General features: G+C 64.7%; 25 protein-coding genes. 10 read left to right on the top strand and 15 right to left on the bottom strand.

Annotated elements, in window-relative coordinates; all coding sequences use genetic code 11:
- Positions 1-100 precede the first annotated feature (100 nt).
- On the top strand, positions 101-2,074 hold the full coding sequence (locus ATO9_RS09215; RefSeq protein WP_043747702.1) for an alpha/beta hydrolase: 1,974 nt from the start codon (positions 101-103) through the stop codon (positions 2,072-2,074).
- Between the two features lie 21 nt (positions 2,075-2,095).
- The gene (locus ATO9_RS09210) at positions 2,096-4,078 is read left to right on the top strand and encodes an alpha/beta fold hydrolase (RefSeq protein WP_043747701.1); all 1,983 of its coding nucleotides are present in this window, start codon (positions 2,096-2,098) and stop codon (positions 4,076-4,078) included.
- Between the two features lie 18 nt (positions 4,079-4,096).
- Here the strand turns inward: ATO9_RS09210 and ATO9_RS09205 are convergent, their stop codons facing one another.
- The 9 genes from ATO9_RS09205 to ATO9_RS09165 all read right to left on the bottom strand — a co-directional run bounded on the left by ATO9_RS09205 (position 4,097) and on the right by ATO9_RS09165 (position 11,812).
- The gene (locus tag ATO9_RS09205) at positions 4,097-4,510 is read right to left on the bottom strand and encodes an SH3 domain-containing protein (protein ID WP_162183063.1); all 414 of its coding nucleotides are present in this window, start codon (positions 4,508-4,510) and stop codon (positions 4,097-4,099) included.
- A gap of 317 nt (positions 4,511-4,827) precedes the next feature.
- A complete protein-coding gene (hemN, locus tag ATO9_RS09200) occupies positions 4,828-6,183 on the bottom strand; it encodes an oxygen-independent coproporphyrinogen III oxidase (RefSeq protein WP_043747699.1) in 1,356 nt (451 codons plus the stop codon).
- A 50-nt stretch (positions 6,184-6,233) separates the two neighbouring features.
- A complete protein-coding gene (locus ATO9_RS09195; RefSeq protein ID WP_043747697.1) occupies positions 6,234-6,926 on the bottom strand; it encodes an NnrU family protein in 693 nt (230 codons plus the stop codon).
- Entirely contained in the window at positions 6,926-7,141 is a 216-nt protein-coding gene (locus tag ATO9_RS09190) for a hypothetical protein (RefSeq protein ID WP_043747696.1), read from the bottom strand. The genes ATO9_RS09195 and ATO9_RS09190 overlap by 1 nt, the downstream gene beginning before the upstream one ends.
- On the bottom strand, positions 7,138-7,323 hold the full coding sequence (locus ATO9_RS09185) for a hypothetical protein (RefSeq protein WP_043747694.1): 186 nt from the start codon (positions 7,321-7,323) through the stop codon (positions 7,138-7,140). Before ATO9_RS09185 ends, ATO9_RS09190 begins: the two co-directional genes overlap by 4 nt.
- A 1-nt stretch (position 7,324) precedes the next feature.
- Positions 7,325-9,199, bottom strand: a complete 1,875-nt coding sequence (locus tag ATO9_RS09180; protein ID WP_043747693.1) for a nitric oxide reductase activation protein NorD — start codon at positions 9,197-9,199, stop codon at positions 7,325-7,327.
- Positions 9,200-9,203: 4 nt separating this feature from the next.
- Positions 9,204-9,998: a CbbQ/NirQ/NorQ/GpvN family protein gene (locus ATO9_RS09175; RefSeq protein ID WP_043747691.1), complete on the bottom strand. Its 795-nt coding sequence runs from the start codon at positions 9,996-9,998 to the stop codon at positions 9,204-9,206.
- 4 nt (positions 9,999-10,002) lie between these two features.
- A complete protein-coding gene (locus ATO9_RS09170; protein ID WP_043747688.1) occupies positions 10,003-11,346 on the bottom strand; it encodes a cbb3-type cytochrome c oxidase subunit I in 1,344 nt (447 codons plus the stop codon).
- 13 nt (positions 11,347-11,359) lie between these two features.
- Positions 11,360-11,812: a c-type cytochrome gene (locus ATO9_RS09165; RefSeq protein WP_043747686.1), complete on the bottom strand. Its 453-nt coding sequence runs from the start codon at positions 11,810-11,812 to the stop codon at positions 11,360-11,362.
- Between the two features lie 125 nt (positions 11,813-11,937).
- On the opposite strand from ATO9_RS09165, the gene ATO9_RS09160 reads away from it, so the two are divergent.
- Both ATO9_RS09160 and ATO9_RS09155 read left to right on the top strand, forming a co-directional pair.
- Positions 11,938-12,144 carry a DUF1858 domain-containing protein gene (locus tag ATO9_RS09160; RefSeq protein ID WP_043747684.1) on the top strand — a complete coding sequence of 69 codons (207 nt, stop codon included), beginning with the start codon at positions 11,938-11,940 and terminating at the stop codon, positions 12,142-12,144.
- 70 nt (positions 12,145-12,214) lie between these two features.
- The gene (locus tag ATO9_RS09155; RefSeq protein WP_043747682.1) at positions 12,215-13,168 is read left to right on the top strand and encodes a calcium/sodium antiporter; all 954 of its coding nucleotides are present in this window, start codon (positions 12,215-12,217) and stop codon (positions 13,166-13,168) included.
- Positions 13,169-13,174: 6 nt separating this feature from the next.
- Here ATO9_RS09155 and ATO9_RS09150 read toward each other — a convergent pair whose 3' ends face one another.
- Positions 13,175-13,870, bottom strand: coding sequence for a Crp/Fnr family transcriptional regulator (locus ATO9_RS09150; protein ID WP_043747680.1), 696 nt, complete (start codon positions 13,868-13,870; stop codon positions 13,175-13,177).
- 99 nt (positions 13,871-13,969) lie between these two features.
- Between ATO9_RS09150 and ATO9_RS09145 the strand changes: the two genes are divergently transcribed.
- From ATO9_RS09145 to dusA, 3 genes are all read left to right on the top strand, one after another.
- Positions 13,970-14,398, top strand: a complete 429-nt coding sequence (locus tag ATO9_RS09145; RefSeq protein ID WP_052418198.1) for a pseudoazurin — start codon at positions 13,970-13,972, stop codon at positions 14,396-14,398.
- Between the two features lie 76 nt (positions 14,399-14,474).
- Positions 14,475-15,665 carry an NnrS family protein gene (locus ATO9_RS09140; protein ID WP_043747678.1) on the top strand — a complete coding sequence of 397 codons (1,191 nt, stop codon included), beginning with the start codon at positions 14,475-14,477 and terminating at the stop codon, positions 15,663-15,665.
- Between the two features lie 286 nt (positions 15,666-15,951).
- Entirely contained in the window at positions 15,952-16,953 is a 1,002-nt protein-coding gene (gene dusA / locus ATO9_RS09135) for a tRNA dihydrouridine(20/20a) synthase DusA (protein WP_043747676.1), read from the top strand.
- Between the two features lie 19 nt (positions 16,954-16,972).
- On the opposite strand, the gene ATO9_RS09130 is transcribed toward dusA, so the two are convergent.
- Complete coding sequence (locus ATO9_RS09130) at positions 16,973-18,157, bottom strand: multidrug effflux MFS transporter (RefSeq protein WP_043747674.1); 1,185 nt, start codon at positions 18,155-18,157, stop codon at positions 16,973-16,975.
- Positions 18,158-18,334: 177 nt separating this feature from the next.
- Here ATO9_RS09130 and ATO9_RS09125 point away from each other — a divergent pair, with 177 nt between their 5' ends.
- Together ATO9_RS09125 and ATO9_RS09120 are read left to right on the top strand one after the other, a co-directional pair.
- The gene (locus ATO9_RS09125) at positions 18,335-19,156 is read left to right on the top strand and encodes a sulfite exporter TauE/SafE family protein (RefSeq protein ID WP_043747672.1); all 822 of its coding nucleotides are present in this window, start codon (positions 18,335-18,337) and stop codon (positions 19,154-19,156) included.
- Between the two features lie 189 nt (positions 19,157-19,345).
- Complete coding sequence (locus tag ATO9_RS09120; RefSeq protein WP_043747670.1) at positions 19,346-20,083, top strand: hypothetical protein; 738 nt, start codon at positions 19,346-19,348, stop codon at positions 20,081-20,083.
- A gap of 9 nt (positions 20,084-20,092) precedes the next feature.
- Here the strand turns inward: ATO9_RS09120 and ATO9_RS09115 are convergent, their stop codons facing one another.
- The 3 genes from ATO9_RS09115 to ccmI are packed head-to-tail and all read right to left on the bottom strand — an operon-like array spanning position 20,093 to position 22,123.
- On the bottom strand, positions 20,093-20,341 hold the full coding sequence (locus tag ATO9_RS09115; RefSeq protein WP_043747668.1) for a DUF1289 domain-containing protein: 249 nt from the start codon (positions 20,339-20,341) through the stop codon (positions 20,093-20,095).
- On the bottom strand, positions 20,334-20,831 hold the full coding sequence (gene ruvX, locus ATO9_RS09110) for a Holliday junction resolvase RuvX (RefSeq protein WP_043747666.1): 498 nt from the start codon (positions 20,829-20,831) through the stop codon (positions 20,334-20,336). Before ruvX ends, ATO9_RS09115 begins: the two co-directional genes overlap by 8 nt.
- Positions 20,828-22,123 carry a c-type cytochrome biogenesis protein CcmI gene (gene ccmI, locus ATO9_RS09105; protein ID WP_081979505.1) on the bottom strand — a complete coding sequence of 432 codons (1,296 nt, stop codon included), beginning with the start codon at positions 22,121-22,123 and terminating at the stop codon, positions 20,828-20,830. Before ccmI ends, ruvX begins: the two co-directional genes overlap by 4 nt.
- A gap of 223 nt (positions 22,124-22,346) precedes the next feature.
- On the opposite strand from ccmI, the gene ATO9_RS09100 reads away from it, so the two are divergent.
- Complete coding sequence (locus ATO9_RS09100; RefSeq protein WP_043747664.1) at positions 22,347-23,594, top strand: sarcosine oxidase subunit beta family protein; 1,248 nt, start codon at positions 22,347-22,349, stop codon at positions 23,592-23,594.
- Between the two features lie 248 nt (positions 23,595-23,842).
- Here ATO9_RS09100 and ATO9_RS09095 read toward each other — a convergent pair whose 3' ends face one another.
- Positions 23,843-24,250, bottom strand: a complete 408-nt coding sequence (locus tag ATO9_RS09095) for a hypothetical protein (RefSeq protein ID WP_043747662.1) — start codon at positions 24,248-24,250, stop codon at positions 23,843-23,845.
- Positions 24,251-24,405: the final 155 nt, after the last annotated feature.

The raw sequence follows: 24,405 nt of genomic DNA, 5'->3' as shown, positions 1-24,405 counted from the left end.
ATCATACATGATCTGGCGATCCCCCCTGCTGTTTTTCCAAGTTTGTTGAGCCGAGGTGCCTGCTGCCAGTTCGCCTTGAACCAAATCGAAAGGGTCCGTCATGACGCCTGACCAGATCATCGCGGCAATCGCGTCGCTACTTATCCAGGACGCCAATCCGGATTTCGACCAGCTTCGATCCGGTGGCCACGACAACCGATATCCCGTGACGATCAGCGCCTGCGAATACCCGCCCGGCCCGCTTGAGGTCGAGGGTCAGACCGTCATCTGCGGCTCGGTCAGCGTGCCCGAGAACTATGAGGCGCCCAAGGGCCGCCGCGTTGATCTGCAATTCGTGGTCTTCGACGCGCAAACCCTGTCGCCCGCCCCTGATCCACTGGTCTACCTGCATGGCGGACCAGCGGGAGGAACGCTTCAGATCACCGAAGCCGTCGCAGGGCGCATGTTCCCGAAGCACCGCCAGACTCGCGACATCATCACCTTCGATCAACGGGCCTCGAAACTGTCGTTCGGGTCGGTCGAGTGTTCCGCCAGCATCGCGGACAATGCGCTGGACCTCGCGAAAAGCGAAAGCGTCAATCCGGACGACCCGACGATCGTGTATCGCCTGCTGAGCGATTGCGTGGAGGAGATCGAGGGCTCGGGCGCGGATCTTTCCGCCTACAATACCGAGAACAACGCGAGGGACGTGCGGGCGCTGATGTCGGCGCTCGGCTACGGCGACTACAACATCTACGGCATTTCCTACGGCACCCGGCTGGCGCTGGAGGTGATGCGGACGATCCCCGATGGCGTGCGGTCTGTGGTCATCGACGGGGTGGCGGGGCCGACCAATCCGATCTTCGACGAGTTCCTCACGCCCTACGTGGCCGTCATAGACCGGCTGGTCGCCCAATGCGCCGCCGATCCGGGCTGCGCCGCCGAATGGCCGGACCTGCGCGCCACCTTCAATGCCGCGATGGAGCGGATCGGCAACGATCCGATCCCGGCCGCCCGGGGCGCCCAGCAGATCGGCGCACAAGAGCTTTATACGCTCACATTCCTCGAGCGGAACAAATGGCGTGTGAAACACGACATCACGCGTTTTCTGCCGCGCATGTTCAGTGAGTTAGCCGAGGGGCGGACCGACACGATCGACGCCGTTCTGGCGCATTACGATGACGTGCCGCGCCCTGCGGACGCCCTGCTTCGTTCCGCTGATCTGACAAATGACGAACGGGCCTTGGCCGACGCCACCCTGAAGATGGCTGCGGCGATGGAGGACCTGAGCGAAGGCGCGCGCAATACCCTGCTGCAACTGCGCGGAGACCTGGCGGCCGGGCTTGAAACTCTCAGTGTGGCCGAGGCCTTCGATCAGCGGATGAGCGAGGCGGTGACCCATCTGCCCGACCCGTCAGCTGCCGCACCAGCGCTGCTGGCCGATTACACCCTGATGCGGGCCGCGCCGCCTTCGCGGGACGCTCTGGCCACGCTGGTGTCCGACCACTTCGACGGGGCGGACAAGGCGGACCTGCTGGCCCTGGTCGCGCTCATGTCCGACGAGGATATCGCCCGCACCTGGGACATCGCAGCCGAGTCCCTGCGCCCATATCAGCTCATGGTGGCCACGACACTCGGCACCGCGATCTACCAATGCCAGGAAGCCGTGCCTTTCAACTCGATAGAAGGGTTCGACCGGGTCACCGCCCCCTTCGCGGAACGCTACCCGGTTTTCGGTATGCCCGACTTTCGCGCCCAGATCGAAGGGACGCTGGCGCCCTGCGCCCTGTTCGAGCAGCACCCCAGGGAAGGGTTCCACGAACTGGTCCGCTCCGACATCCCGACGCTGGTGCTGAACGGCACGCTGGATACGCAGACGTCGATGCACTGGGGCGCAGAAGCCGCAGAGGGGCTGACGAACGCCCGGAACTACATCATTCCGGAAGCCGGGCACGGCACGATCATGTATCAGCCCTGTGCCCGGGATATTGCCACGGCATTCGTGAACGATCCCGCCGCGCCGCTGGAGGTCTCCTGCATCGACGACATCCTCCCACCCTTCGTCCTGCCCGACGATCCGCTGCCCGGCCAATAGCCTCCGACAGAGAGACCACCGATGACCACTGCCGAACTGATTGCCACGCTCTCCGCTCTTATCGCGCATGAGCCCGACACCAGCGCCTTCTCCAGCCTGATTGCGGGTGGCCACGACCCCGTTGCGAAGGTCGAGATTCAGACCTGTCCCCGCCCGCTCGACCCCGGTGAGATTGAGGGGGAGACGCTGATCTGCGGTGTGGTCACCGTGCCCGAGGATCACGACACACCTGATGGCCCCAACACTGTCGATCTGGAATTCGTGCTGCTCAAGTCCGAGAGCCTCTTCCCCAACCCCGACCCCGTCCTCTATCTGCACGGCGGCCCCGGCAGCGGCAACCTGCCCGGCGGGGCGCACTGGTTGTCGAGCAATTTCGGTCCGTTCCGCGACACGCGCGATGTCATAGCGTTCGACCAGCGCGCCTCGGGCATATCCTCGGGCAGCGTCGAATGCGCGGGCGTGCTGACGCAGGGTCTGGATAAGGTTCTTAAAGACGGCATCGACTGGACGGAAGACGACGGCGAAGGAGGCCTGACCGCCTCGAAGTTCCTGAAGGATTGCATTGCCGAGGTCGAAGCCTCGGGCCGCGACCTGTCCAAATACAACACGCGCCAGAATGCGTTGGATGCACAGATGGTGATGCGGGCGCTTGGCTACCAGGAGTGGAATATCTTCGGCGCCTCCTACGGCACCAAGCTGACGCTTGAGATCATGCGTACCGCGCCGGAGGGCCTGCGTTCTGCGGTGCTGGACGGCGTCGCTCCGCCGGTCGTGCGCCTCTACGACACGCTGGCACAGCCCCGGTCGGAAAGCCTCGAACGTCTCGTTGCCTATTGCGAGGCGGAAGAGGCCTGCAACGCCGCCTATCCGGACCTCGGCACCGTCATCCGGGACGTCTACGACCGGGCGGGCAAGGGCGAAATCCTCTGGAAGGGCGAACCCCTGCCGCAGGCCGAAGTTGCGACGCTGATCGACTATCTGAGCGACTTCCATGCCGCGTCGCCGACACCCTACCTTCCGGCGATGTTCTATGAACTCCACCGCGGGGAAGAGACGCCGACCTTCGATCTCGTTTACGGCGAATGGGGCATGTATCCGCCCGCGACGGCGGAGCAAGACATGATGGCGGCGGCCGAGGCCAGCCTGGACGAGGCCGGTATGGCATTGGTGAAGGAGGCAATGACCAGCGCCCGGATCGCAGGGGATGCAGATAATCTGCTGCATGATGCCGTCACGCAGCTGCGCGCCCACATCCGCCGGGATCGCGACCTTGGTCCGTTGGCCGCCCTTCTGGATGCCGAGATGACCGACGCCCTTCCGGACCTGGCCGAGGCCGGCGCCGATCTGCGCGCCTTTCTGCGCGACTACGCGGCCCTGCGACAAGGCACGGCGAATGCCGAGCGGCTGAGCACCTTCATCACTGACCATTTCGATGGCCCGGTCCAGGCCCGTCTGCTCGCGCTCGTCGGAGCCATGTCCGAGACCGAAATCGCCGCCTTCTACGAGGATGTCACCCTCTCCGTCGAGCCCGCCGCCTACGAGAGCTTCCAGAAACGGATCGACAACCTGGTTTTCTATTGCCAGGAGGATCTCCCCTACAACTCGCCGGAACAATACGCGGAAACCTCCGCCGCGCTGCCCTTTCCGTTCCACCACGACTACGACGCGCTGGCCGCGAACATGTTTGCCCGCTGCGATGCCTTCGACCAGCACCCGCGCGAAGGGTTCCATGAGGTGGTCGTCAGCGACATCCCGACACTGTTGATCGGGTCGGCCTGGGATCAGAATACCGCCGGAAGCTGGGCGGAACTCGCGACCGAGGGACTGACCAACGCACAGGCAGTGATGATCCAGGAAGCTGGCCATATCGCCATGCGCTTCCAGCCTTGTGTCGCGGACATGGCCCACGCTTTCTTCGACAACCCTGGCCGGAAACTCGGCGACGCCTGCGAGCGCGAAGCTGCCGTGCCGCCTTTTCACATCGCCGACTGGGCGCGGCCCTGAAGAGGACCCGCCAACCGATTACATTTGGGCGACCCAAAGGTCCGAAGCGATCAACTGGGCGTCAGAACAGGTCGAGCCGGCATTGATCCGCTGCCGCGCGCTGTTGAAGAGCACGACACAGCCTGAAGTCCAGGCCGCCTCGATCTCTCCGGTTGGACGGACGTGCAGGGTGGGCGCGGTGGCACTGCCACTGGGTATGGTGATGCCTGGCCGCGCGGGGGTGGTTGACACAGGGCCGCCGCTTTCCCGGAGATAGGCGCCCGAAACCCAGCCATCGTGCTGTCCGTCAGTCGTCTGCACGTGGCACCAACGCATATCGCTGCTGCCCCGGCACCCGAGGTTGCGCAGGATGGTTCCGTTCGGCGCACGCGCGACGATTGTGTTCGAAGTGCCCGCTCCGTTGCGGATGTTCAGGTAGTCGCCTGCTGGCACGCGCATCACCTCCCAGAAATCCGGCCCGCCCCTTGATATGCAAAGCAACCATCAAGCTCATTCGGTGCAGCGCAGCCGTTTGTGAACACGATATCACAAGCGCGTCGCAAAAGGGTAATCGAGGAAACCGAGCGATCTATTGGGTAATCCGAGTAGAGAGAAAGGCTGTCTTGAAACATCTTTCTCACACGACTTACAAATGGGAAGCTCAACACAAAAACCAGTAGTGTCTTGATCTCGCAGCGAAAGCCTGCTTTCCGCCCATATGAACATTCCTTTTTCGATGACTTTTCGTGCCGATGGCAAGGGCCGTCGCTTCAAGATGCATGAGAAAACCGCTCGTTGCCTGACAGGTGGATATCGAGCGCACTGGCGATGAGCCGCGTCAGGGGGTGACCCTGCGGTTCGACCGTCAGGTGGTCGCCGGTCAGGGTTACGAGGTCGCCGTAGCGTTCGGCAATTATGGCAAGCGTCGGGGCGAGGGTCGCTGCCTGCGCGCCGAAATCGCGGCGCAGCACGGTCCGGTCAATGCGGAAGTCGCACATCAGCATTTCGATGGCGCGCGCCCTGAGCAGGTCGTCGCAGGTCATGACATGGCCACGGGCACCCGCCAGCGTGCCGCATTCGATGCGCTGGATGTAAGCGGCGGTGGCCGGGGCGTTCTGGACGTAGCCCGAGGGCAGACGCGAAATCGAGGAGGCCCCGAGGCCGATCAGCGTCGGGCAGGCGTCGTCGGTATAGCCCTGGAAGTTGCGCCGTAGATGACCGGAACGGGCTGCCTGCGCCAGGGTATCGCCGGGCCGGGCGAAGTGGTCGATCCCGATCGCATCGAAGCCCGCATCCACGAACCGCTGCGCCGCCAGTCTTGCGAGTTCATATCGCTCGACCTCCTTCGGGAGGGCGTCACCGTCGATCAGCTGCTGACGTTTCGACACCCACGGGACGTGGGCATATCCGAAAATGGCCAACCGATCCGGCGCCAGCTCGAGCACTTGCGTGATCGTGTCGTCCAGCCGGGGGATATCCTGATGCGGCAGGCCGTAGACGAGGTCGGCGTTCAGGGAATGGATGCCCGCGGCGCGCAGGTCGTCGACACAGGCCTTCGTGACGTCGAAGGGCTGAATGCGCCCGATGGCCTCCTGCACCTTGGGGTCGAAATCCTGGATGCCGATACTGGCGCGGTTCATGCCTTCCTCTGCAAGCGCCGCGATCTTGGCGGGATCGACCATGGTTGGGTCGATTTCGACCGAGAATTCGTGGTCCTCGGTTGGGGGGATGACGGCGCGAACGGCCTGTGCCAGCCGGTGGATAAGAGGCGGCGGGAGGATCGTCGGCGTGCCGCCGCCCCAGTGCATCCGGCCCATCTTCAATCCCTCGGGCAGGATGTCCTTCAGCAAGGCGAGTTCCTGCTCCAGCGTGCCGATGTAGCTTTCTACCGGGGAAAGGGTCTTCGTGCCTTGGGTCCGGCAGGCGCAGAACCAGCATAACCGCTCGCAGAAGGGTATGTGCAGATAGACCGAGACGGGTTCGTCGGGGTTCAGCGCGGCGAGCGCCTTGGCCTGTTGAGCGGCGCCGACCTCGGGCGAGAAGACCGGGGCGGTGGGATACGAGGTGTAGCGGGGCACCCGGGCGTCGAAGAGGCCGAGGGTTCTGAGGCGGTCGATCTGTTTCATAAACCCCGTATGTGCCTTTTCCGGGTCGCGAACTTTGCGCAGGATCAAGCTCAGAACGGAAAGGGCGACGCACCGATCAACGGGCTGTGCAAGTGAAGGGCGACGACCCAGATCACCAGGCCTATGATTGTCCGGATTGTCAGCGGGCACGCGTTGTCGCGGAGCCAGGCTCGGTCGATCAGCGGGCGTAGAGAGAATGTTGCTGTGGTCGTGAAGAATGCCGTGGCTTCGGGGCCGAGTGAACGGCGGGCTTTCGCGTCGAAAGCGGGGATGGCGGCGAGGGCCATTAAGGTGAAGCTGCCGAAGAGGATCACATGAGCGAGGTCTCCGTTCGGCACGAGATGCGCCCCGGCCCAAAGCGCCAGCGCAAGGAACAGCGGGTGTCGGGACACGGTTGCGAAACCCGGATGGTCGGGATCGACGATGGCGGTGCGCTTCCCCCCGAGCGTGTAGGGGTTCCGCAGACCGAACCCGCAAGCAACCAGCACGGTGGCAATCGGCATCGCGATATTCGGCACCCACCTCGTCCAAGCAGCCTGTGGCCAGAGTTCGACGTAAGGCGCCCGGCCCGCCGCGACGATGACCCAGACGAGCAGGGCGAGGGACAAGAGCCCATAAGCCGAGAAATACACCCGCCGTCCGACCGCGCCAATCAGTCCGTCGCGCAGGCCGCCGATGCGCGGCAGGAAGTGGCTGGCGACGAAGATCGCCAGTGCGAGCGTGTATTCCGTCCATCCGGTCATCAGCTTTCGGCTTTCTCCATCAGTCGCACGATGTGACAGGCAAAGGCGTAGGTCGCGGGCAAGCCGATGACCAGCCCCCCGGCGACGGATTGCCAGGGCGTCAGCACCGGCCAGCCCAGCCACGACCCGATGAGTGAGGCGAAGAAGAGGTTCACCCCCATGGCCCCGGCCCCGAAGGGATAGAGCGCCGCGAAGAGCTTGGGCGAGGGTCTCATCGACGGCTCACCAGCATCTGCACGGCGACGAGTGACAGCAGCAGCGCGATCGAGCCGACGAAGAACCAGAACTCCGCCGTTTCCGTCTGGGGTTGCGGGATGGGGCGGTCGTAGGCCTCCGCCAGAGCGGTGGCGGGCAGGGTCATGGCAAGATAGGGGGCGGTGGCGAGGATGCGTTTCATCTCAGCTCTCCATGGTCAGGGTTTGATAGATCTCGGGCAGGGCGCGAGGCAGGCGTTCGGGATGCGGCAGCAGGGTAAAGCCGGCGCGGCCGAAGATGCGGGCGAACCAGTCCTGTCCATCCTGATCGACGATGACGCCATGAACGGCCTGGCCGAGGGCGCGTGCCTCGCGGACGGCCATGCGGCTGTCCTCGATCCCGTGCTGACCCTCGTAATGGTCGAGGTCGTTGGGTTTGCCGTCGGTCAGAACCAGCAGCAGGCGGCGGGTCGCACCTTCTTCGGCCAGCTGGGCCGAGACATGGCGGATCGCGGCGCCGAGCCTTGTGTAGTGGCCCGGCGTCAGCCCGCCGATGCGGGCGGTGATGCCTGGCGACATCGGCTCCTCGAACATTTTCGCCCGGTGCAGGAAGACCCGGTCGCGGCGGAGCGAGGAGAACCCCCAGATGCCAAGGCGGTCCCCGGCGGTGTCGATCCCTTCGGCAAGCGATGACAGGGCTTCGCGGGCGACCTCGATGACGGAGGTGTCGCCGATTGCGGCTTCGGTCGAGCGGGAGCAGTCCATCAGGATCGCGACGCTCAGGTCGCGGGCTATGGGACGTCCAGCCTGCCAGACCCGGTCGGACCCTTCCTGCCCGCAGGTGATGTCGGTGCGGGAGGTGACAAGCGCGTCGAGATCCAGGTCCTCCCCGTCGATCTGGCGGGGCAGGACGACGCGGCGCGGATGCAGCGGCGCGAACTGGCGTTTGACCCGGGCGACGAGGCGCGGGTCGGGGGCGTATTCGGCGCGCGGTTTCGCGAGGGCTTCCAGCACGCGGGTATGGCCGGGCATGTAATCGCCGGTGCGGCGGTTCCATTCGGGGTAGGTGAACTTGCCGGCCAGCTTCTCGTGATCGGCATCCTGCGGCGACAGGTCCAGCGACAGGCGCAGGCGGGTTGCGGCTCGTTTCATGTTCTCCGAGAATGTCAGGTGGTCCTGATCCTCGGCGGCCTTTGCGGCATTGTCCTGATCGTCGTCATCGACCATGCGGTTGATGTTCAGGCTTTCGGCCCAGGACATGATCGTCTCGAACCGATGGATGATGAACCCGTCGTTGCGGTTGGCCTGATCGCGTTCTTCGCGTTTCGCCTCTTTCCGGCTGGGAACTGCGAAGGCGGGGGCCTGATCGGGTTCCTCCGCCGTGTCCGACGCGCCCTTGCCGGTGGTCCGCGGCAGGAACCGCAGCCAGATCGGGACCGGGGCAAAAGTACGGTAGCCACGCGGGGCGGGGGCGTCGATTTCTCCGATCCCGCCACGCTGACAGCCTATCTGATCGAGGATCATCAGTTCGATGGATGCTTCGTGTCGGGGCAGGGCGCCGCGTTTGCGCAAGGCGCAGGTTTCGAGGCAGAGTGCGCGGTAGTCCGCCTGTAGGCCCGGGCAGGCGCGGAATGCGCGGTCCATCGCGGTCTCGTTGGCCGCGATCTGGGCGAGGTCGTTGCGATAACCGTCGGCCAGCCGCGCGGGCACCGTGGCAAAGGCTGCGATTGAAGCAAGCCAGAGATAGGCGGCGCGGTTGAGCTCCCGTGTGGAAAAGCAGTCCATCACCGGCGGTAGCCGCAGCCGGTCACCGTCGAAGTCTGCAACATGCACCATTTCGCGCGGGGTGCCGACCCGGCGGAAAAGGCCGGGCCGATGGTCAGAGGAGGCGAGGGGCGAGGCCACGATCTCGACCCCCGCCGGGCCACCGAGTGCCCGGAAGAGCGCGGCAAGGCTGGGGCGCACGGCGTCGAATGTTACGGCGCGGTCCGCATCCGTCGCGGCGCGGCGCGTGGCCATGTCGTGCCAGAGGTTACCGACAGTTTCCTCCGGCTCCATGAGGTCGAGAACGTGGATCATGGCATCACCCGAATACGGCGCTGGCGATATCGCGCAGGGCCTGTTGAACGTCCGGTTCATCGCTGAGCGGTTCGATGATGGCCGCCTGAAGCGCCCGGTCGATGGGCATCCCCTTGGCGATCATCGTGGCGGCGTAGATCAGCAGGCGGGTGGATACCCCTTCTTCCAGGTCCATGCCCGAGAGGTTGCGGATGCCGCCCGCCAGTCGGACCAAGGCCTTCGCGCGACCATCTTCCAGCCCGCTTTCGCGCATGACCACCGGCACCTCGACCTCCGGTGTCGGGAAGTCGAACCCGACAGAGACGAAGCGCTGCCGGGTGGATGGCTTCAGCTTCTTGAGGATGTTCTGGTAGCCGGGGTTGTAGCTGGCGACGAGCATGAAGCTGTCTGGGGCGACCAGTTCCTCGCCCGTCTTGTCGATCACCAGCCTGCGCCGATCATCGGTCAGCGGGTGCAGCACGACGGTGACATCCTTTCGGGCCTCCACCACCTCGTCGAGGTAGCAGATGCCGCCCTCGCGCACCGCCCGGGTAAGCGGCCCGTCGACCCAGACGGTTTCGCCGCCTTTCAGCAGGTAGCGGCCGATCAGGTCGGCGGCCGAGAGGTCGTCATGGCAGGCCACGGTGTGGAGCGGCAGGTCCAGACGCGCCGCCATGTGTTCGACGAAGCGCGTCTTGCCGCAGCCGGTCGGCCCCTTCAAAAGAAGGGGCAGAGCGTTGGCATGGGCCGTTTCAAACACCGCGCATTCATCGGCGACAGGCTGGTAGAACGGCAGGTCGGGTGTGTTCAGGTCTTTCATCGGATCACTCTCCCGGAACGGCGACTGGGCCGGGTTTGACCACCTCGCGGCGCACCACGAGCATGGAATAGATGAAGAGGAGCGCACCGAGGACCACCGCCACTCCCGAGCCGAAGCGCATCAGGTAGAAGAGGCCAAGCTGGTCCTGCACGTCCATGTAGTAGTCGCCCACGATCCGCTGCATATGCGTCTGGATCGTGCCGGCGAAGGTCAGCGTGAAGGTCATGAAGGCCATCCCGCCGGTCATCAGCCAGAAGCTCGCCATGTTGAGCACCTGGTTGTAGGGCGCGCGGTTCCGCAGCAGCGGCATGGCATAGCTGAACATCGCGAGGTTCAGGGCCACATAGGCGCCGTAGAAGGCGAGGTGGCCGTGGGCAGCGGTGATCTGCGTGCCGTGGGTGTAGAAGTTCACCCCGTGCAGCGTGTGCAGGAAGCCCCAGACGCCCGCGCCGAAGAAGGCCACGGTGGAGGACCCGAGCGACCACAAAAGTGCGGCCTTGTTGGGGTGGTTCTTGCGGCCCTTCCAGACCATCACGAAGGCGAAGGACATCATGGCGAAGAAGGGGACCACCTCGAAGGTCGAGAAGATCGAGCCGATCCACTGCCAGTAGCCCGGTGTGCCGATCCAGTAGAAATGGTGCCCGGTGCCGAGGATCCCCGAGAAGAGCGCCGTGGCTACGATGACGTAGAGCCATTTCTCGATCACCTCCCGGTCGACGCCGGTGAGTTTCAGCATCAGGAAGCCGAGGATCGCGGCCATCACCAGCTCCCAGGTCGCCTCGACCCAGAGGTGCACGACCATCCACCAATACATCTTGTCGAGCGACAGGTTGTCGGGGTTGATGAAGGCAAAGACCCAGAGCAGGCAGAGCAGCCAGAGGCCCATCATCAGGATGTTGGTGATCGCCGTCTTGCGCCCTGCGAGGAAGGTCAGCGAAACGTTGACGAGGAAGATCACTGCCGCGACAAGGATGCCGAACTTGACCCACAGGGGCTGTTCGAGGAACTCGCGCCCGCCGTGGATGCCGACGAGGTAGGAGCCGACCGCGCCAAGCGTGCCGACCACCAGGATCGCCAGCTGGATATAGGCGAGCTTGACCGAGAAGATCTCGCGTTCGCTTTCCTCGGGCACCAGGTAGTAGGCAGCGCCGAAGAAGCCCAGCAGCAGCCAGACGATCAGCGCGTTGGTGTGGATCATGCGCACGATGTTGAAGGGCAGCACCTCGGACAGGGTGTTGGGCGAGACGTAGATCCAGCCCAGCAGCAGCCCGCCCAGCACCTGGATGCCGAACAGGCCCATGGCCGCGAGGAAGTAGGCGTAGGCTACTCTTTGTGATTGGTATTTCATTGGTCTCTCTCCCTCAGCCCGCGTCGTTCGGGGGCCAGTTCTGGGTGTCGGTCTGATCGGCCCAGCGGAGGAATTCGGCGAGCGCGCGCATCTCCTCCTCGGTGATCTCGAAATGCGGCATCTGGCGGCGGCCCTCGATGCCCGAGGGCTGCGCCTTCATCCATCCGTCGAGGATTTCGTAGGCGAGTTCGGGGTCGTCCTGGGCGCCCCACCTCGTCATCACGTTGCCGACCTCGGGCGCGAAATAGGCGCCTTCGCCGTGCAGCGTGTGACAGTTGATGCAGGAGTGGCGTTCCCAGACGTGCTTACCCAGCCGGACCTCTTCGGTGAGGGGCATTCCGGCCGTGGCCTTGTCCACGATGTGACGGTGGCTCTGCGCCGTCAGGGCCACGAACACGACGACGAAGAAGATGGATCCCCCGTAGAACACGTTCCTGGCCCGCGATTTGGTGAGTAGTTCTGACATGTCGCGGTCCCGACAAATTGTTGCGGATACCTGACGTCTAGTCGGCGGCGCATGGCCGCTTGTTGCGCAAACGCAAAGAACGGAACGAAAGATGAGCGCAGCATGCGGGTATGAAAGGACCCGCCATGAGCAAGCCTGACTTCGACGACCCGGACCTGCCGCTCGCGGACCTTTTCGCGGCATGGCCGGAAGCCGCTGCCATGTTTCTGGCCCACCGGATGCTTTGTCCGGGCTGCCCGATCGCTCCCTTTCACGCGATTACCGATGCGTGCCTGGAATATGATCTGGACGAGGATGAATTCCGTGCGGAGTTAGCCAGGGACGTTTGGTAGGATTTTTGCAAAGCCTCCTTGTTGCCGCTCTCTCACGCGTTATCTCTGATCGCGAAAGAGGAGGGCCGCCTTGGCTGCATTCGGATTGGTAGTGATCGGGTTGATCGGTCTCGTGATCGGAGGCGAGATGCTGGTCCGGGGCGCGGTCTCAGCGGCGAACCGTTTGGGTCTGCCGCCACTGGTCATCGGCCTTACCCTCGTCGGCTTCGGCACCTCTTCGCCGGAGCTCGTGACGAGCCTGCAAGCGGCGTTTGCCGGTGCCCCGGGCATTGCCATCGGGAATGTCGTCGGCAGCAATATCGGGAACATCCTGCTGATCCTTGGCCTGACGGCCGCGCTGACCCCGATTGCCGTCCAGCCGGCCGCGTTCCGCCGTGATGGCGGGGTCATGATACTTGCCACTCTCATGTGCCTTGGCGTCGTGTGGCTTGGCGACATCGGGCGGCTGGCCGGGCTTGTCCTTGTCGTGGTTCTTGTTGCCTATCTGGCCTTTACGCTGATCGTGGAAAGCCGGGCGTCGCGAACTGCGGCCGGCGAGGTTTACGAGGCCGAAGCAAAGGCGGTTCCAGGTAGGGATCAGCCGATTTGGCTGGGTCTGCTGACGGCGGTGTTTGGTCTGGCGGTGACGATATTCGGGGCGCGCTACCTTGTTTCAGGTGCCGTGACCCTGGCCGAGGCAGCTGGCATTTCCGAAACCGTGATCGGCCTCACTATCGTGGCTATCGGCACCTCGATGCCCGAACTCGTGACGTCGATCATTGCGATCCGGAAGAACGAGGCCGACGTTGCATTGGGCAACGTGCTGGGCAGCAACATCTTCAACATTCTCGGCATTTTGGGCGTGACGGCGTTGGTTCATCCGTTGTCCGTGCCGACGGAAATCCTGCAATTCGACATCTGGGTGATGTGCGGGGCCACGCTGATGCTGATCCTGTTCGCCTGGACCGGCTGGCGCATCGGGCGGCGCGAGGGCGGGATCATGCTGGCCTGCTACGCGGGTTACCTGGCTTGGCTTCTGATCTGAAGGGCGTCAGCCCTGCATGCCGCTCAGGATGACCAGCTGGTGCGGGTCCGTCACCACGATGTGCTTGCGCGTCGATTTCACGATGCCGTCCTTCTGCCAGGCTGACAGCAGGCGGCTCACGGTGTGCAGGGTGGTGCCGGTCATCTCGGAAATGTTCTGACGGGTGACGGGAAAAGCGATCTCGATCCCTTCGGTCGTCTTGCGGCCGCTCTGGTTGACCATGCGGAGCAGGGCACAGGCGACCCGCTTTTCCACCGCTTGCGTGGCCATCTCGGTCAGCGTTTCCTGGATCTGGCCCAGGCGCTGGCCAAGCGTCTTGTAGCTTTCGGTTGCGAAGCCGGGGTAGTTCGCCGTGAAGTCGGACCAGAGGCTGACCGGCCACGAGAGCGCGATCGACTCGGCGGCGGCGATGGATGTCGCGGGGTAGGTGTCGCGCTGAAGTGCCGGGGCGATCCCGAAGAGCTGACCGGGCGAGATATGCAGCACGATGATCTGGTCACCACCGGGCGTTGTCCTGACCACGCGCAGATAGCCGTCGAGCAGCAGATAGAACCGGTCCGCGTCATGCCCTTCGCGAAAGATCGCCGTGCCCTCTTCGTAGCGGCGCGAGACGGCGTGATCCAGGATCTCGCGAATCTGCGACCTCTCGAGCAGGGAGAAGGGCGGCAGATCGCTGAGCAGGCTTTCGTCGAGCTTGGGCACGTTTCGTGTCCGGAGTTTGTTTCAGAGCAACGTTCGGTTGCTCACCTTAACGCATAACGGGGTCAGCAAACGCAACCGGACAAATGAAAGGATGTTCCGATGCTGACGAAACTGATGATGACCGCCGCACTTGCCCTTGCCGCCGGTGACGCCGGTGCCGAGACCTTCGAGGTCAAGATGCTGAACAAAGGCGAGGCAGGTGCCATGGTCTTTGAGCCTGCCTTCGTTAAGGCGCAGCCCGGCGACGTGGTGAAGTTCATTCCGACCGACAAGGGGCACAACGTCGAGGATATCGACGGGATGCTCCCCGAAGGGGTCGAGGGCTTCAAGACCAAGTTCAACAAGGAATTCGACCTGACCGTCGAGGCCGAAGGCATCTACGGCATCAAGTGCACACCGCACTACGCCATGGGTATGGTCGCGCTGATCCAGGTGGGCGACGCGGTCAATCTCGAAGCGGCCGAGGCCGTGAAGCAGAAGGGCAAGGCGAAGGGCCGCATGGCCGATCTGATTGCCCAGGTCGAATGACGCAGCGTCCCGCGTCTGATGACCGATCCGGGCGGTGCCAGTGGTGCCGCCCGACTGCTTTCCAGGGGTAAGATCAATGAAAACGCGCGAAATTTATGAAGGTCCGGCACTCTTCAGCTATGGCTTTCGTCCATTCTTTCTTTTTGCGGGCCTCTTTGCCGTCGTGGCGATCCCGATGTGGTGGTTGATCTGGCGCGGAGATGTCCGCATCAGCGGCCACTTTGCCCCGAGCGACTGGCACATCCACGAGATGATCTTCGGATATGGCGCTGCCGTGGTCGCCGGGTTTCTGTTCACGGCCGTGCCCAACTGGACCGGGCGGATGCCGACACGCGGCTGGCCATTGGCGGTGCTATTGGCGCTGTGGCTGGCGGGACGGGCCGGTGTCGCGGGGCTGTTACCTGTCGGTCCGGTCGGGGCTGCCATCATCGACCAGATGTTCCTGCTGGCCGTCGCCGCGATGATCGCACGGGAAATCGTGGCCGGGCGCAATTGGAAGAACCTCAAGGTGCTCGTCCCGGTGTCCCTGCTGTGGGGGGCAAATATCCTGTTTCACGTCGAGGCGCTGACCCAGGGCGTGTCCGAGATCGGTCGTCGGTTGGGGATCGCCCTGCTGATCTTTCTGATCATGCTGATTGGGGGGCGCATCGTGCCCAGCTTCACGCGGAACTGGCTTGCCCAACGCAGGTCGGAGCTGATGCCGGTTGCGTTCAACCGTTTCGACGGTGTCTGCATCCTGATCGGGGCCGCGGCACTTTTCAGCTGGGCTATCGCGCCATTAAACGTAGCGAGCGTTCTTTTCGGCGGCGCCGCAGCTTTGCTGCACCTGATGCGGCTGCTGCGCTGGCGGGGACTGGCCACCTGGCGGTCGCCGCTTCTTCTGATGCTCCATGTCGCATACCTGATGGTGCCGATGGGTTTTGCGGCCATCGGAGCCGGCGCGGCGGGACTCGTGGGGCCGGCTGTCAGCGCCCATGTGCTGGGCATCGGAGCCGTCGCCGGAATGACGCTGGCGGTGATGATGCGGGCCACGATGGGTCATACCGGCCGGTCGCTGGTTGCCGGACCCTGGCTCGCGGGTGCCTTCGCCTTGATCTGCGCTGCCACCTTGGCGCGTGTGGTTGGGCAAGGTGTGGTGATCGGTGGTTTCGACGGCGTCGATCTTTCCGCCGTATTCTGGACGCTGTCATTCGGTGTCTACCTGTGGCGGGTCGCGCCCTGGCTGTTGGGGCGCAAGGTCGCGCCGAAGGCAGTGTCGAAAGTCTGATCCAGGGGAGCGCGCGGTTACGTGAGGCAGGTACAGCCGATAGCTTTCGGCATGATCGCGTCCGGATCATCGGGTCGTGCCTGTAATCGAGGTTTCCCCGCCAAGGAATACTGGGTTTCGCGCTGGTAACTCTGGTTTGAAGCCCTTGTCGCGGACTGCTAAGAGCCTCGGCACGCGAAGACCAATCTGATCTCGGGCCTACACCTGTAGTCCCTTGTACGTGAAAACCCGCGATACGCGGCCTAAATGACGGAAATGCGGGATGCCTGAGCGCTCAGGAAAGCCAATGAAACTAGGTAGGTCCGAGTTGCATCGGGCCGCGCGTCTGTCTGTCGCCCCGATGATGGACTGGACCGATCGCCATTGCCGTTACCTGCACCGGCTGCTGTCGCGGCAGACGCTCCTTTATACCGAAATGGTCACTGCGCCTGCTCTGGTGCGCGGCGGGGCGGTGCATCTGCTGGATTTCTCGCCCGAGGAGCATCCCGTGGCGTTGCAACTGGGCGGATCGGACCCCGAAGAGCTGGCCCAGGCGGCGCGGCTGGGGGAAGAGGCGGGCTATGACGAGATCAACCTGAATTGCGGCTGTCCGTCGGACCGTGTGCAATCGGGGACATTCGGCGCGGTGCTGATGCGGGACCCGGGGCTGGTGGCGGAGTGCGTCGCGGCGATGCGCGCGGCGGTGTCGGTCGAGGTGACGGTGAAATGTCGGATCGGGGTCGATGACCAGACCCCCGAAGAGGTGCTGCCGGAATTCCTGTCGCGGGTCGGCGCGGCGGGTTGCGAACGCTTTACCATCCATGCGCGCAAGGCGTGGTTGCAGGGGCTGAGCCCCAAGGAAAACCGCGATATCCCGCCACTGGATTATGAGCTGGTGCAGCGGATGCGCGGCATGTTCGGCGGGCTGCACCTGTCGGTGAATGGGGGCATCACGTCGCTGGACGAAGCGGAACGATTCCTCGAGGCCGGGCTGGACGGGGTGATGGTGGGCCGTGCGGCCTATCACGATCCGACGGCGATCCTGGCGCAGGCCGACCGCCGTATCTTTGGCGCCGAGGGCGATAGCGACCCGGTCGAGGTGGCCCGCCAGATGCTGCCCTATATCGAGCGGCACCTGTCGGAGGGCGGCAAGCTGGGGCAGGTGACCCGGCATATGCTGGGCCTTTTCGCGGGCAAGCCCGGCGCGCGAGCCTGGCGGCGTATCCTGTCGGAGGGGGCGCACAAGCCGGGCGCGGGGCCGGAACTCGTGCAAGAGGCTCTGGGGGCCGTGACGGGCGTGGCCGCCTGAGGCCGCCACGCCGTTTCGTTTATGCCTCGCGTGCGGTCCGGTCGGGACGCAGCACGGCCCAGCCGAGGCCGGCAGCGACGATCCCGCACAGGCCGATGGCCAGAAGCATGGGGAGCGCGGTGCCGTCGAAGAACGGGCCGATGGCCACGATCATCAGGCCCCCGGCCAGCATCTGCATCGTGCCGCCCAGCGACGAGGCCAGCCCGGCGATATCGCCGTGCGGATCAAGCGCCAGCACCATGGTCGTGGGGATCACGAGGCCGAGGAAGGCATTGGCCACCAGCAGTCCGATCACGATCACCGGGAAGCTGGCCAGCCCCGCCAGCGCGATCAGCGCCAGCAGCACGGTCATGGCGGCAAAGCCGGTCACGCCGATGCGCACCAGTTTCTCGATCCCGATCCGCGCGCCCAGCGGCGAGGCGACCTGCGAGGCCCCGAAGAAGCCGATGGCATTGACCGCGAAGGCGATGGAAAAGCCCGTCGGCGTCAGCCCGAATTGCTGGGTATAGACGAAGGAGGCCGAGGCGATGAAGACGAAGAAGCTGGCCATGCCGAAGCCGCCGACAAAGGTCAGCCCCATGAAATAGGGGTCACGTAGCAGACGCTTGGCCCCCGAAAGCAGCGGCGCGATCCGCTGCGGGCGGCGGTTGTCGGGCGCCAGGGTTTCCTCGAGCGCGAAGGTCAGCAGCAGGATCGACAGGATCGAGGTCGCCAGCAGCACGTAGAAGATCATGCGCCAATCGGCGACCGCGATCACGGCGGACCCGGCCAGCGGGGCCAGCATGGGCGAGATCGAGATGACGAGCATGATCATCGCCATCAGCTTGGTCGCCTCGTTGCCGGTATAGCGGTCGCGGATGATGGCGCGGGGCACCACCATCAGCGCGGCGCCGCCAAGGCCCTGGATCGCGCGCCAAGTGGCCAGCGACGCGATGGTGCCCGCCTGCGCCGCCCCGACCGAGCCGATGGCGAAGATCGCCAGCCCCAGCAGCAGCGGGGCCTTGCGGCCAAGCGCGTCGGCCATCGGGCCGTAGATCAACTGTGCCAGGCCGAACCCTATGAAATAGGTGGTCAGGGTGATCTGGACCGCAGCCTCGTTGGCCGACAGCGCCTCTGCGATGCGGGGCAGGGCGGGCAGGTACATATCGATTGCAAAGGGACCAACGGCGGACAGAAGGCCCAGGATCAGGGCAAGACGCAACATGATGGAAAGCTCCGGGAGGGAAGGATGCCTTGCGGTACGCCTGCCTTACCAACAGGTCAATCGGCGTTCTTGCAAAGGCGGGGCGGCGTTTTGTGCGGCAGTGCAGCATAACTTGCGCTGCGGGCGGAAAACTGCCACGACCTTGCGCAACAGAACGATTGGACGGGATGGGACGGGATGGACGCGACGAATCTGATGGCGATGCTGGCGCTGATCGCGGTGATCGGGGCCTTTGCGGGGGTGCTGGCCGGGTTGCTGGGTGTCGGGGGCGGGATCGTCCTTGTACCCGCGTTTTTCTATGCCTTCCAGACACTTGGCTTTGGCGGTGAGAAGCTGATGCAGCTGTGTCTTGCCACGTCCCTGGCGACGATCATCGTGACCTCGCTGCGCAGCCTGCAATCGCATCACCGCAAGAAGGCGGTCGACTGGGACCTGCTGAAGACCTGGGGGCCGGGGATCGCCATCGGCGCGGTGATCGGCGTGCTGGCGGCCTCGGCCCTGCGGTCGATGGCGTTGCAGGCGCTGTTTGGCGTGCTGGCGATGATCATCGGGCTCTACCTGGCCTTTGGGCGGTCGGAATGGCGGCTGGGCGCGGACATGCCCAAGGGGCTGGGCCGCGCGATCCTGTCGCCACTGGTGGGCTTCATGTCGGTGCTGATGGGGATCGGCGGGGGCAGTTTCGGCGTGCCGCTGATGACGCTGTATGGCCGGCCGATCCATCGGGCGGTGGCAACGGCGGCAGGCTTCGGCGTGATCATCGCGGTGCCGTCGGTGATCGGGTTCCTGTTCATGCGCCTGCCCGAGGAGGCCACGCCGCCCTTCACCATCGGTGCGGTCAACCTGCCGGCCTTTGCGGTGGTGATCGCGATGACCCTGATCACCACGCCCTACGGCGCCCGGATCGCCCATGCGATCAACCCGAAACCGCTCAAGCAGGTCTTCGGGGTTTTTCTCCTTCTGGTTGCGGCAAACATGCTGCGGAAGGCGCTGATGGGCTGACTTTTTGCCCGTGAACAATCCTGCCGATCTGGCGGGATTGTCGCCAAGATCATGACCAAGATGTGGCGAAACCCGGCTTTGTTCCCAAGCAAAGTCAGGTTGGTGTCAAAGCTTGGCCTCATTCCACGCGCACAATCGGGGAAAGCCGAGGAAGGCCATGTGGAAAGGCCAAACTGAAAGGGCCGTGTCATGATTGAACTGCTTGTTCTGATTACCATCGCCACGATCGGTGTCGTCTACACCTCGTCGACCGGTGAGGCCGAGAGCAAGGCGATGGCCGAGAAGACCGCGAAGGACGCGCTGAACGAGGCCGAGGGACAGACCGGGATCGGTGTCCTGGGCATCGACGTCGTGGCGCGGAAGGCGCGCGACATGCTGACCCTGAAGAACGGCGCGGTGAGCGCCGCGTCTCTGGCGCTGAAGCCGGTGATCCGCGACGAGGACAAGTCCGAGGATGACCTGGACGATGCCGTCGCCGAGGATCAATCTGAGGTTGCCGAAACCGAGGCCGCGCCGCAGCCTGCGAAGGATGACATCATTGCCGGGTCGGACATGGATATGGACGACGACTGGGATGATGACGACTGGGATGCGGATGACGAGGAAGAGGTGCAGGCCGAACGGCACGAGGATGCCGTTCGCGAACATGCGCCGCTGCCCAAGACGGCCGAGATCCCCGATACCTCCAACGCGCCGCTGGTCGAGGATTTCGACCCGGAGCAGGATCAGATCGTGATCGCCTATCGTCCCGGCGAGGCGGGCAATGGCCGGATCGGCATTGCCGAGGACCCGCTGCGCCCCGGCAGTGCCTGTGTCACCCTGGGTGGCCGCTGTGTCGCGGTTGTCGTGGAAGGGTTCGGCAAGGTGCGTGCGCACCATATCGAACTGGTCTGCGAGGAAGACGGCGACGACGAACTCGCCGCCTGATCCAAACCCTCAGTTTTCCCCCGATGACCGGCGGGCGAGTCTTGCGGCTCGGCCGCCGCGTCGCGTCTGGAGGCGGGGTTTGCGGGACGGAAGTTCTGCCATGATGGCGCGGCGTTCATCGGGGCTGAGCCGCCCCCATGCCGCGATTTCGTCGATCGTGCGCAGGCAGCCGGTGCAGAGCCGCTCCTGCGGGTGAATGACGCAGACCTTGATACAGGGGCTCTGCGGCTCGTCACGTTTCCAGATCTTGTCAGTCATCACTGAGTCCCTTGTCGCGCAAATGGCGCAGACGGTCCAGCACGCCTTGCAGGATATAGCCGGCGGCGACGTGGTCGATCACCTCGGCCCGGCGGCGGCGGGAGGTGTCGGCCTCGAGCAGGGCGCGTTCGGCGGCGACGGTCGACAGGCGTTCATCCCAGAAGCCGATGGGCATGTCGGCGAAATCGGGCAGTCGCGACAGGTTGCGTGCAAAGGCGCGGGTCGACTGGCAGCGCGGCCCTTCGCTGCCATCCATGTTGCGTGGCAGGCCGAGCACCAGACCGGCGATGTTGCGGTCCTTGATCAGCGCATGAAGCGCGGCAGAGTCGAGGCCGAATTTCTTGCGCCGTACGGTGTCGAGCGGCGTGGCCACCGACAGGAACGTGTCGGACACTGCGACGCCGATGGTCTTTTCGCCGAAATCCAGCCCGGCAATCGCCCGCATGGGGGGCAGGGCGGCGACGAAATCCTCGATCTCTTCGTGGATCATTCGCTGGTGCCTTCGGGTTGCGCGTCGGCTTCGGCTTCAGTTTCGGGCGTCGCGGTCAGGGGCGGCAGGCTGGCCTCGGCCGCTTCGATCTGTTGGATGGCTTCGGGCACGGCGGCAAAGACCTGTCGCGCCTCGTTGGCGATGGCGCGGGCACGGGCCACATCGCCCAGCACGCCATAGGCGCTGATCAGGCGTGCCCATTCCGCCGGGCTGCCGCCCTGCGAGGCGAGGCGGTCGGACAGGCGCGAAACCATGCCGCGGATCATCTCCTGCCGGTCTTCGTCCGACAGCTCTCCGGCGGCTTCGATATCGGCGGCCGACGGGCCGGCGAGGCTTTCGGAGGGGCGGGGCTGTTCGTAATCGACCCCGGCCAGGCGCGCGGCCTCGTCGATCTGGGCGCGGATCGGCGGGATCCAGGCGGCGTCCTCGGGGCCCTGGCGCAGCAATTGATCCCAGAGGCGGAAGGCGACGTCGGGCCGGCCGTTCTGCCGCATCATCAGGCCCAGGTAATAGCGTGCAGCGCCGTTTTCGGGGTCGCGGGCCAGCGCGGCGCGCAGGGCGTTTTCCGCCTGCGGAGACACATAGCCGCCCGCGGCCAGGATCATCAGGTCGGCATAGGTCAGGTAATCGGTGGCATCCGCCGCCGCGCCCTTGAGCGACAGCAATTTCTCCTGCGCTTCATAGGCGGCGGTGAAATTGCCGAGCGCGGCCTCGTTCCGGGCCAGCAGGACATGACCCTGGATGTCGTCGGGGCGGGCGGCGACGGCTTCGCGCAGCTTCACGATGAGCTCTTCGAATTCTGGGGGCGGGGTTTCGCCCTGGGGCTGGAGCGCGCCTGCGGGCATCGCGCCTTCGGCCTCGGCCTGGCTGGGGCGGTTTTCGCGGCGATCGTCGGCGGCGGCCAGGCGGTCCTGCAGGGCGAGGTCGGGATAGCCCGGCGCGCCGATACGGGCATAGAGCGCGATCGGGCCGCCGATCAGGACTATGGCCAGCAGGCCAATCAGAACGGGGCGCAGGCGAGGCGGTTCCTGGCCGTCCTGCTTGTCTGCCGCGCGGGTATCGGCGGCGATCAGGCGGCGGGCGATTTCGGCGCGCAGGCGTTCGGCTTCTTCCACGGGAATGGTGCCGCGGGCCTGGTCGCGTTCGACATCGCGCAGCTGGTTGCGGTAGACTTCGACATCCGGTGCGGCCTGGGCGTCATCCTCCCCGCTCTTGCGGGCGCGCATCACGGCCAGTGCGATCAGGCCGGCCACGGCCGCGGACATCAGAACAGGGATCAGCCAAACGAGCATATGCGAATTCTCCTTCCATCCCGTCTATCTTTCCCGAGCGCCGCAAAAAAGGGCAAAACCTCGTGATCGGGGGGCGCTGGTTCGACATGCCGCAGGCTGGATGCGGCAACAATTCGTGCCTTGTCGTGATCGTGCGAGAAAACGACGTATTGCGGCACGGTTCCGGGCGCGGCCTTGATATGGCTGAGTCTCGAAACACCGCCCAAATCGAGGGAGTCGCCCCATGAAACGCTATTCCGCCTTTGCCCTGGCCAGAGAGGCTTTGCGCGACCATACCGGCTGGAAGCGGGCCTGGGAGAAGGCTCAGCCGAAGTCGCATTACGACGTCATCATCATCGGTGCGGGCGGCCACGGACTGGCCACCGCCTACTACCTTGGCAAGAACCACGGCATCACCAATGTCGCCGTTCTGGAAAAGGGCTGGCTGGGTGGCGGCAATACCGGCCGGAACACCACGATCATCCGGTCGAACTACCTGCAGGATCCGTCGGCGGCGATCTACGAGAAATCGCGCAGCCTGTACGAGACGCTGAGCCAGGACCTGAACTACAACATCATGTTCAGCCCGCGCGGCGTGATCATGCTGGCCCAGACCGAGCACGAGGTGCGCGGCTACAAGCGCACCGCGCAGGCCAATGCGCTGCAAGGTGTGACGACCGAATTCATCTCGCCCCAGCGGGTGCAGGAACTGGTGCCGATCATCGACATTTCCGGCCCCCGTTACCCCGTCCTGGGCGGGCTGTGGCAGGCGCGTGGCGGTACGGCGCGGCACGATGCCGTGGCCTGGGGCTATGCGCGGGCCTGTTCGGCCATGGGCATGGACATCATCCAGCAATGCGAAGTGACCGCTGTGCGCCAGGAAGGCGGGCAGGTCACGGGCGTCGAAACGACCAAGGGCGCGATCACCTGCAACAAGCTGGGCATCGTCGTGGCCGGGCATTCCGGCGTGATGGCGGAAAAGGCGGGCTTCAAGCTGCCGATCGAATCCGTGGCGCTGCAGGCGCTGGTGTCGGAACCGATCAAGCCCTGCATGGACGTGGTCGTCATGGCCAACACGGTGCACGGCTACATGTCGCAATCCGACAAGGGCGAGATGGTGATCGGCGGCGGTGCGGACGGCTACAACAACTACACGCAGCGCGGGTCCTTCCATCATATCGAGGAAACCGTGCGGGCGCTGGTCGAGACCTTCCCGATGATCTCGCGGCTGAAGATGCTGCGGCAATGGGGCGGGATCGTGGACATGACCGGGGACCGGTCGCCCATTATCTCTCAGACGCCGCTGGGCGGGTGCTACATCAACTGCGGTTGGGGCACCGGCGGGTTCAAGGCGATCCCCGGCTCTGGCTGGGCGATGGCGGACATGATGGCGAATGGCCGTCCCGGGCCGCTTTGTGCGGAGATCGGGCTGGACCGGTTCCGCCAGGGCCGTTTCGTGGACGAAAGCGTCGCCGCAGGCGTGGCGCACTAGGTCAGAAGATCAGGACGAGGAAAGGCGATTTCGGCATGACGGAGCAATTGCATCTTGATGCGATGGCCTGTTTGGCACGTCATCCGCGCGGGGCGACCGGCGCGGGCGGTGACGTCATGCTGTCGTCCGAGGGGCAATGCATGGGGCGCGATGGCGCCGCAGCAGGTGGCGCGCTGTCCGGCGCGCGGCGTGGCCGTACGGTGCCGCATCCGCAGATGCGTCGCCAGCCGGAGCGTTTCGGCCAGGGCCTACTGCGCGGCGATCTTGCGCGCGGCGGCCTGGGCCTGGATGCCGGCCTGAGCGGCCTCGATCTCGGCCAGGGCGTCGGCGGCGGCGTTGACCGGCGCGTCCAGCGTGCGGGCGAGTTCGGTCACCAGCTCCCGCGGGTCTTCGCCGCTGGGCACGTAGGCCGAGGCGAAGCTGACAAGGCCGTAGCGGATCGCCTGGGCAAAACCGGGATCGTAGGGGACCTCGTCCAGCATGGAACTGTGAGCGAGCCCGAAGTAGAGCGGCCGGTGACGGCGCTGGTTGTCGAGCCCCATCAGCACGAAGATGCCGGGGCGGTCGGGCAGGCTGGTGATGTCGGGATGCAGGAAGAAGGCGACCTGACGCCTGTTCAGGTCGTCACCTACGGGAAAAATGAGTGTGTCGGTCATGCTCGCGTCTCTTTTATGAAGGCCGGTATTGAGACTTCTGGTCTTAATCTACCACAAGATGTGGTGGCTGTGTTAGCGGAAGCACACCTGTGCAGGGGCGGTATCGCTTATTTGCCCGAACTTTGTGCTGTATTCATGCAACTCGCGCGGGTGCC

The sequence above is a fragment of the Pseudooceanicola atlanticus genome (assembly GCF_000768315.1).
Lineage (GTDB): Bacteria > Pseudomonadota > Alphaproteobacteria > Rhodobacterales > Rhodobacteraceae > Pseudooceanicola > Pseudooceanicola atlanticus.
The sequence above is the reverse complement of the archived record's forward strand: the minus strand, read 5'-3'. Positions and strand labels throughout refer to the sequence as shown.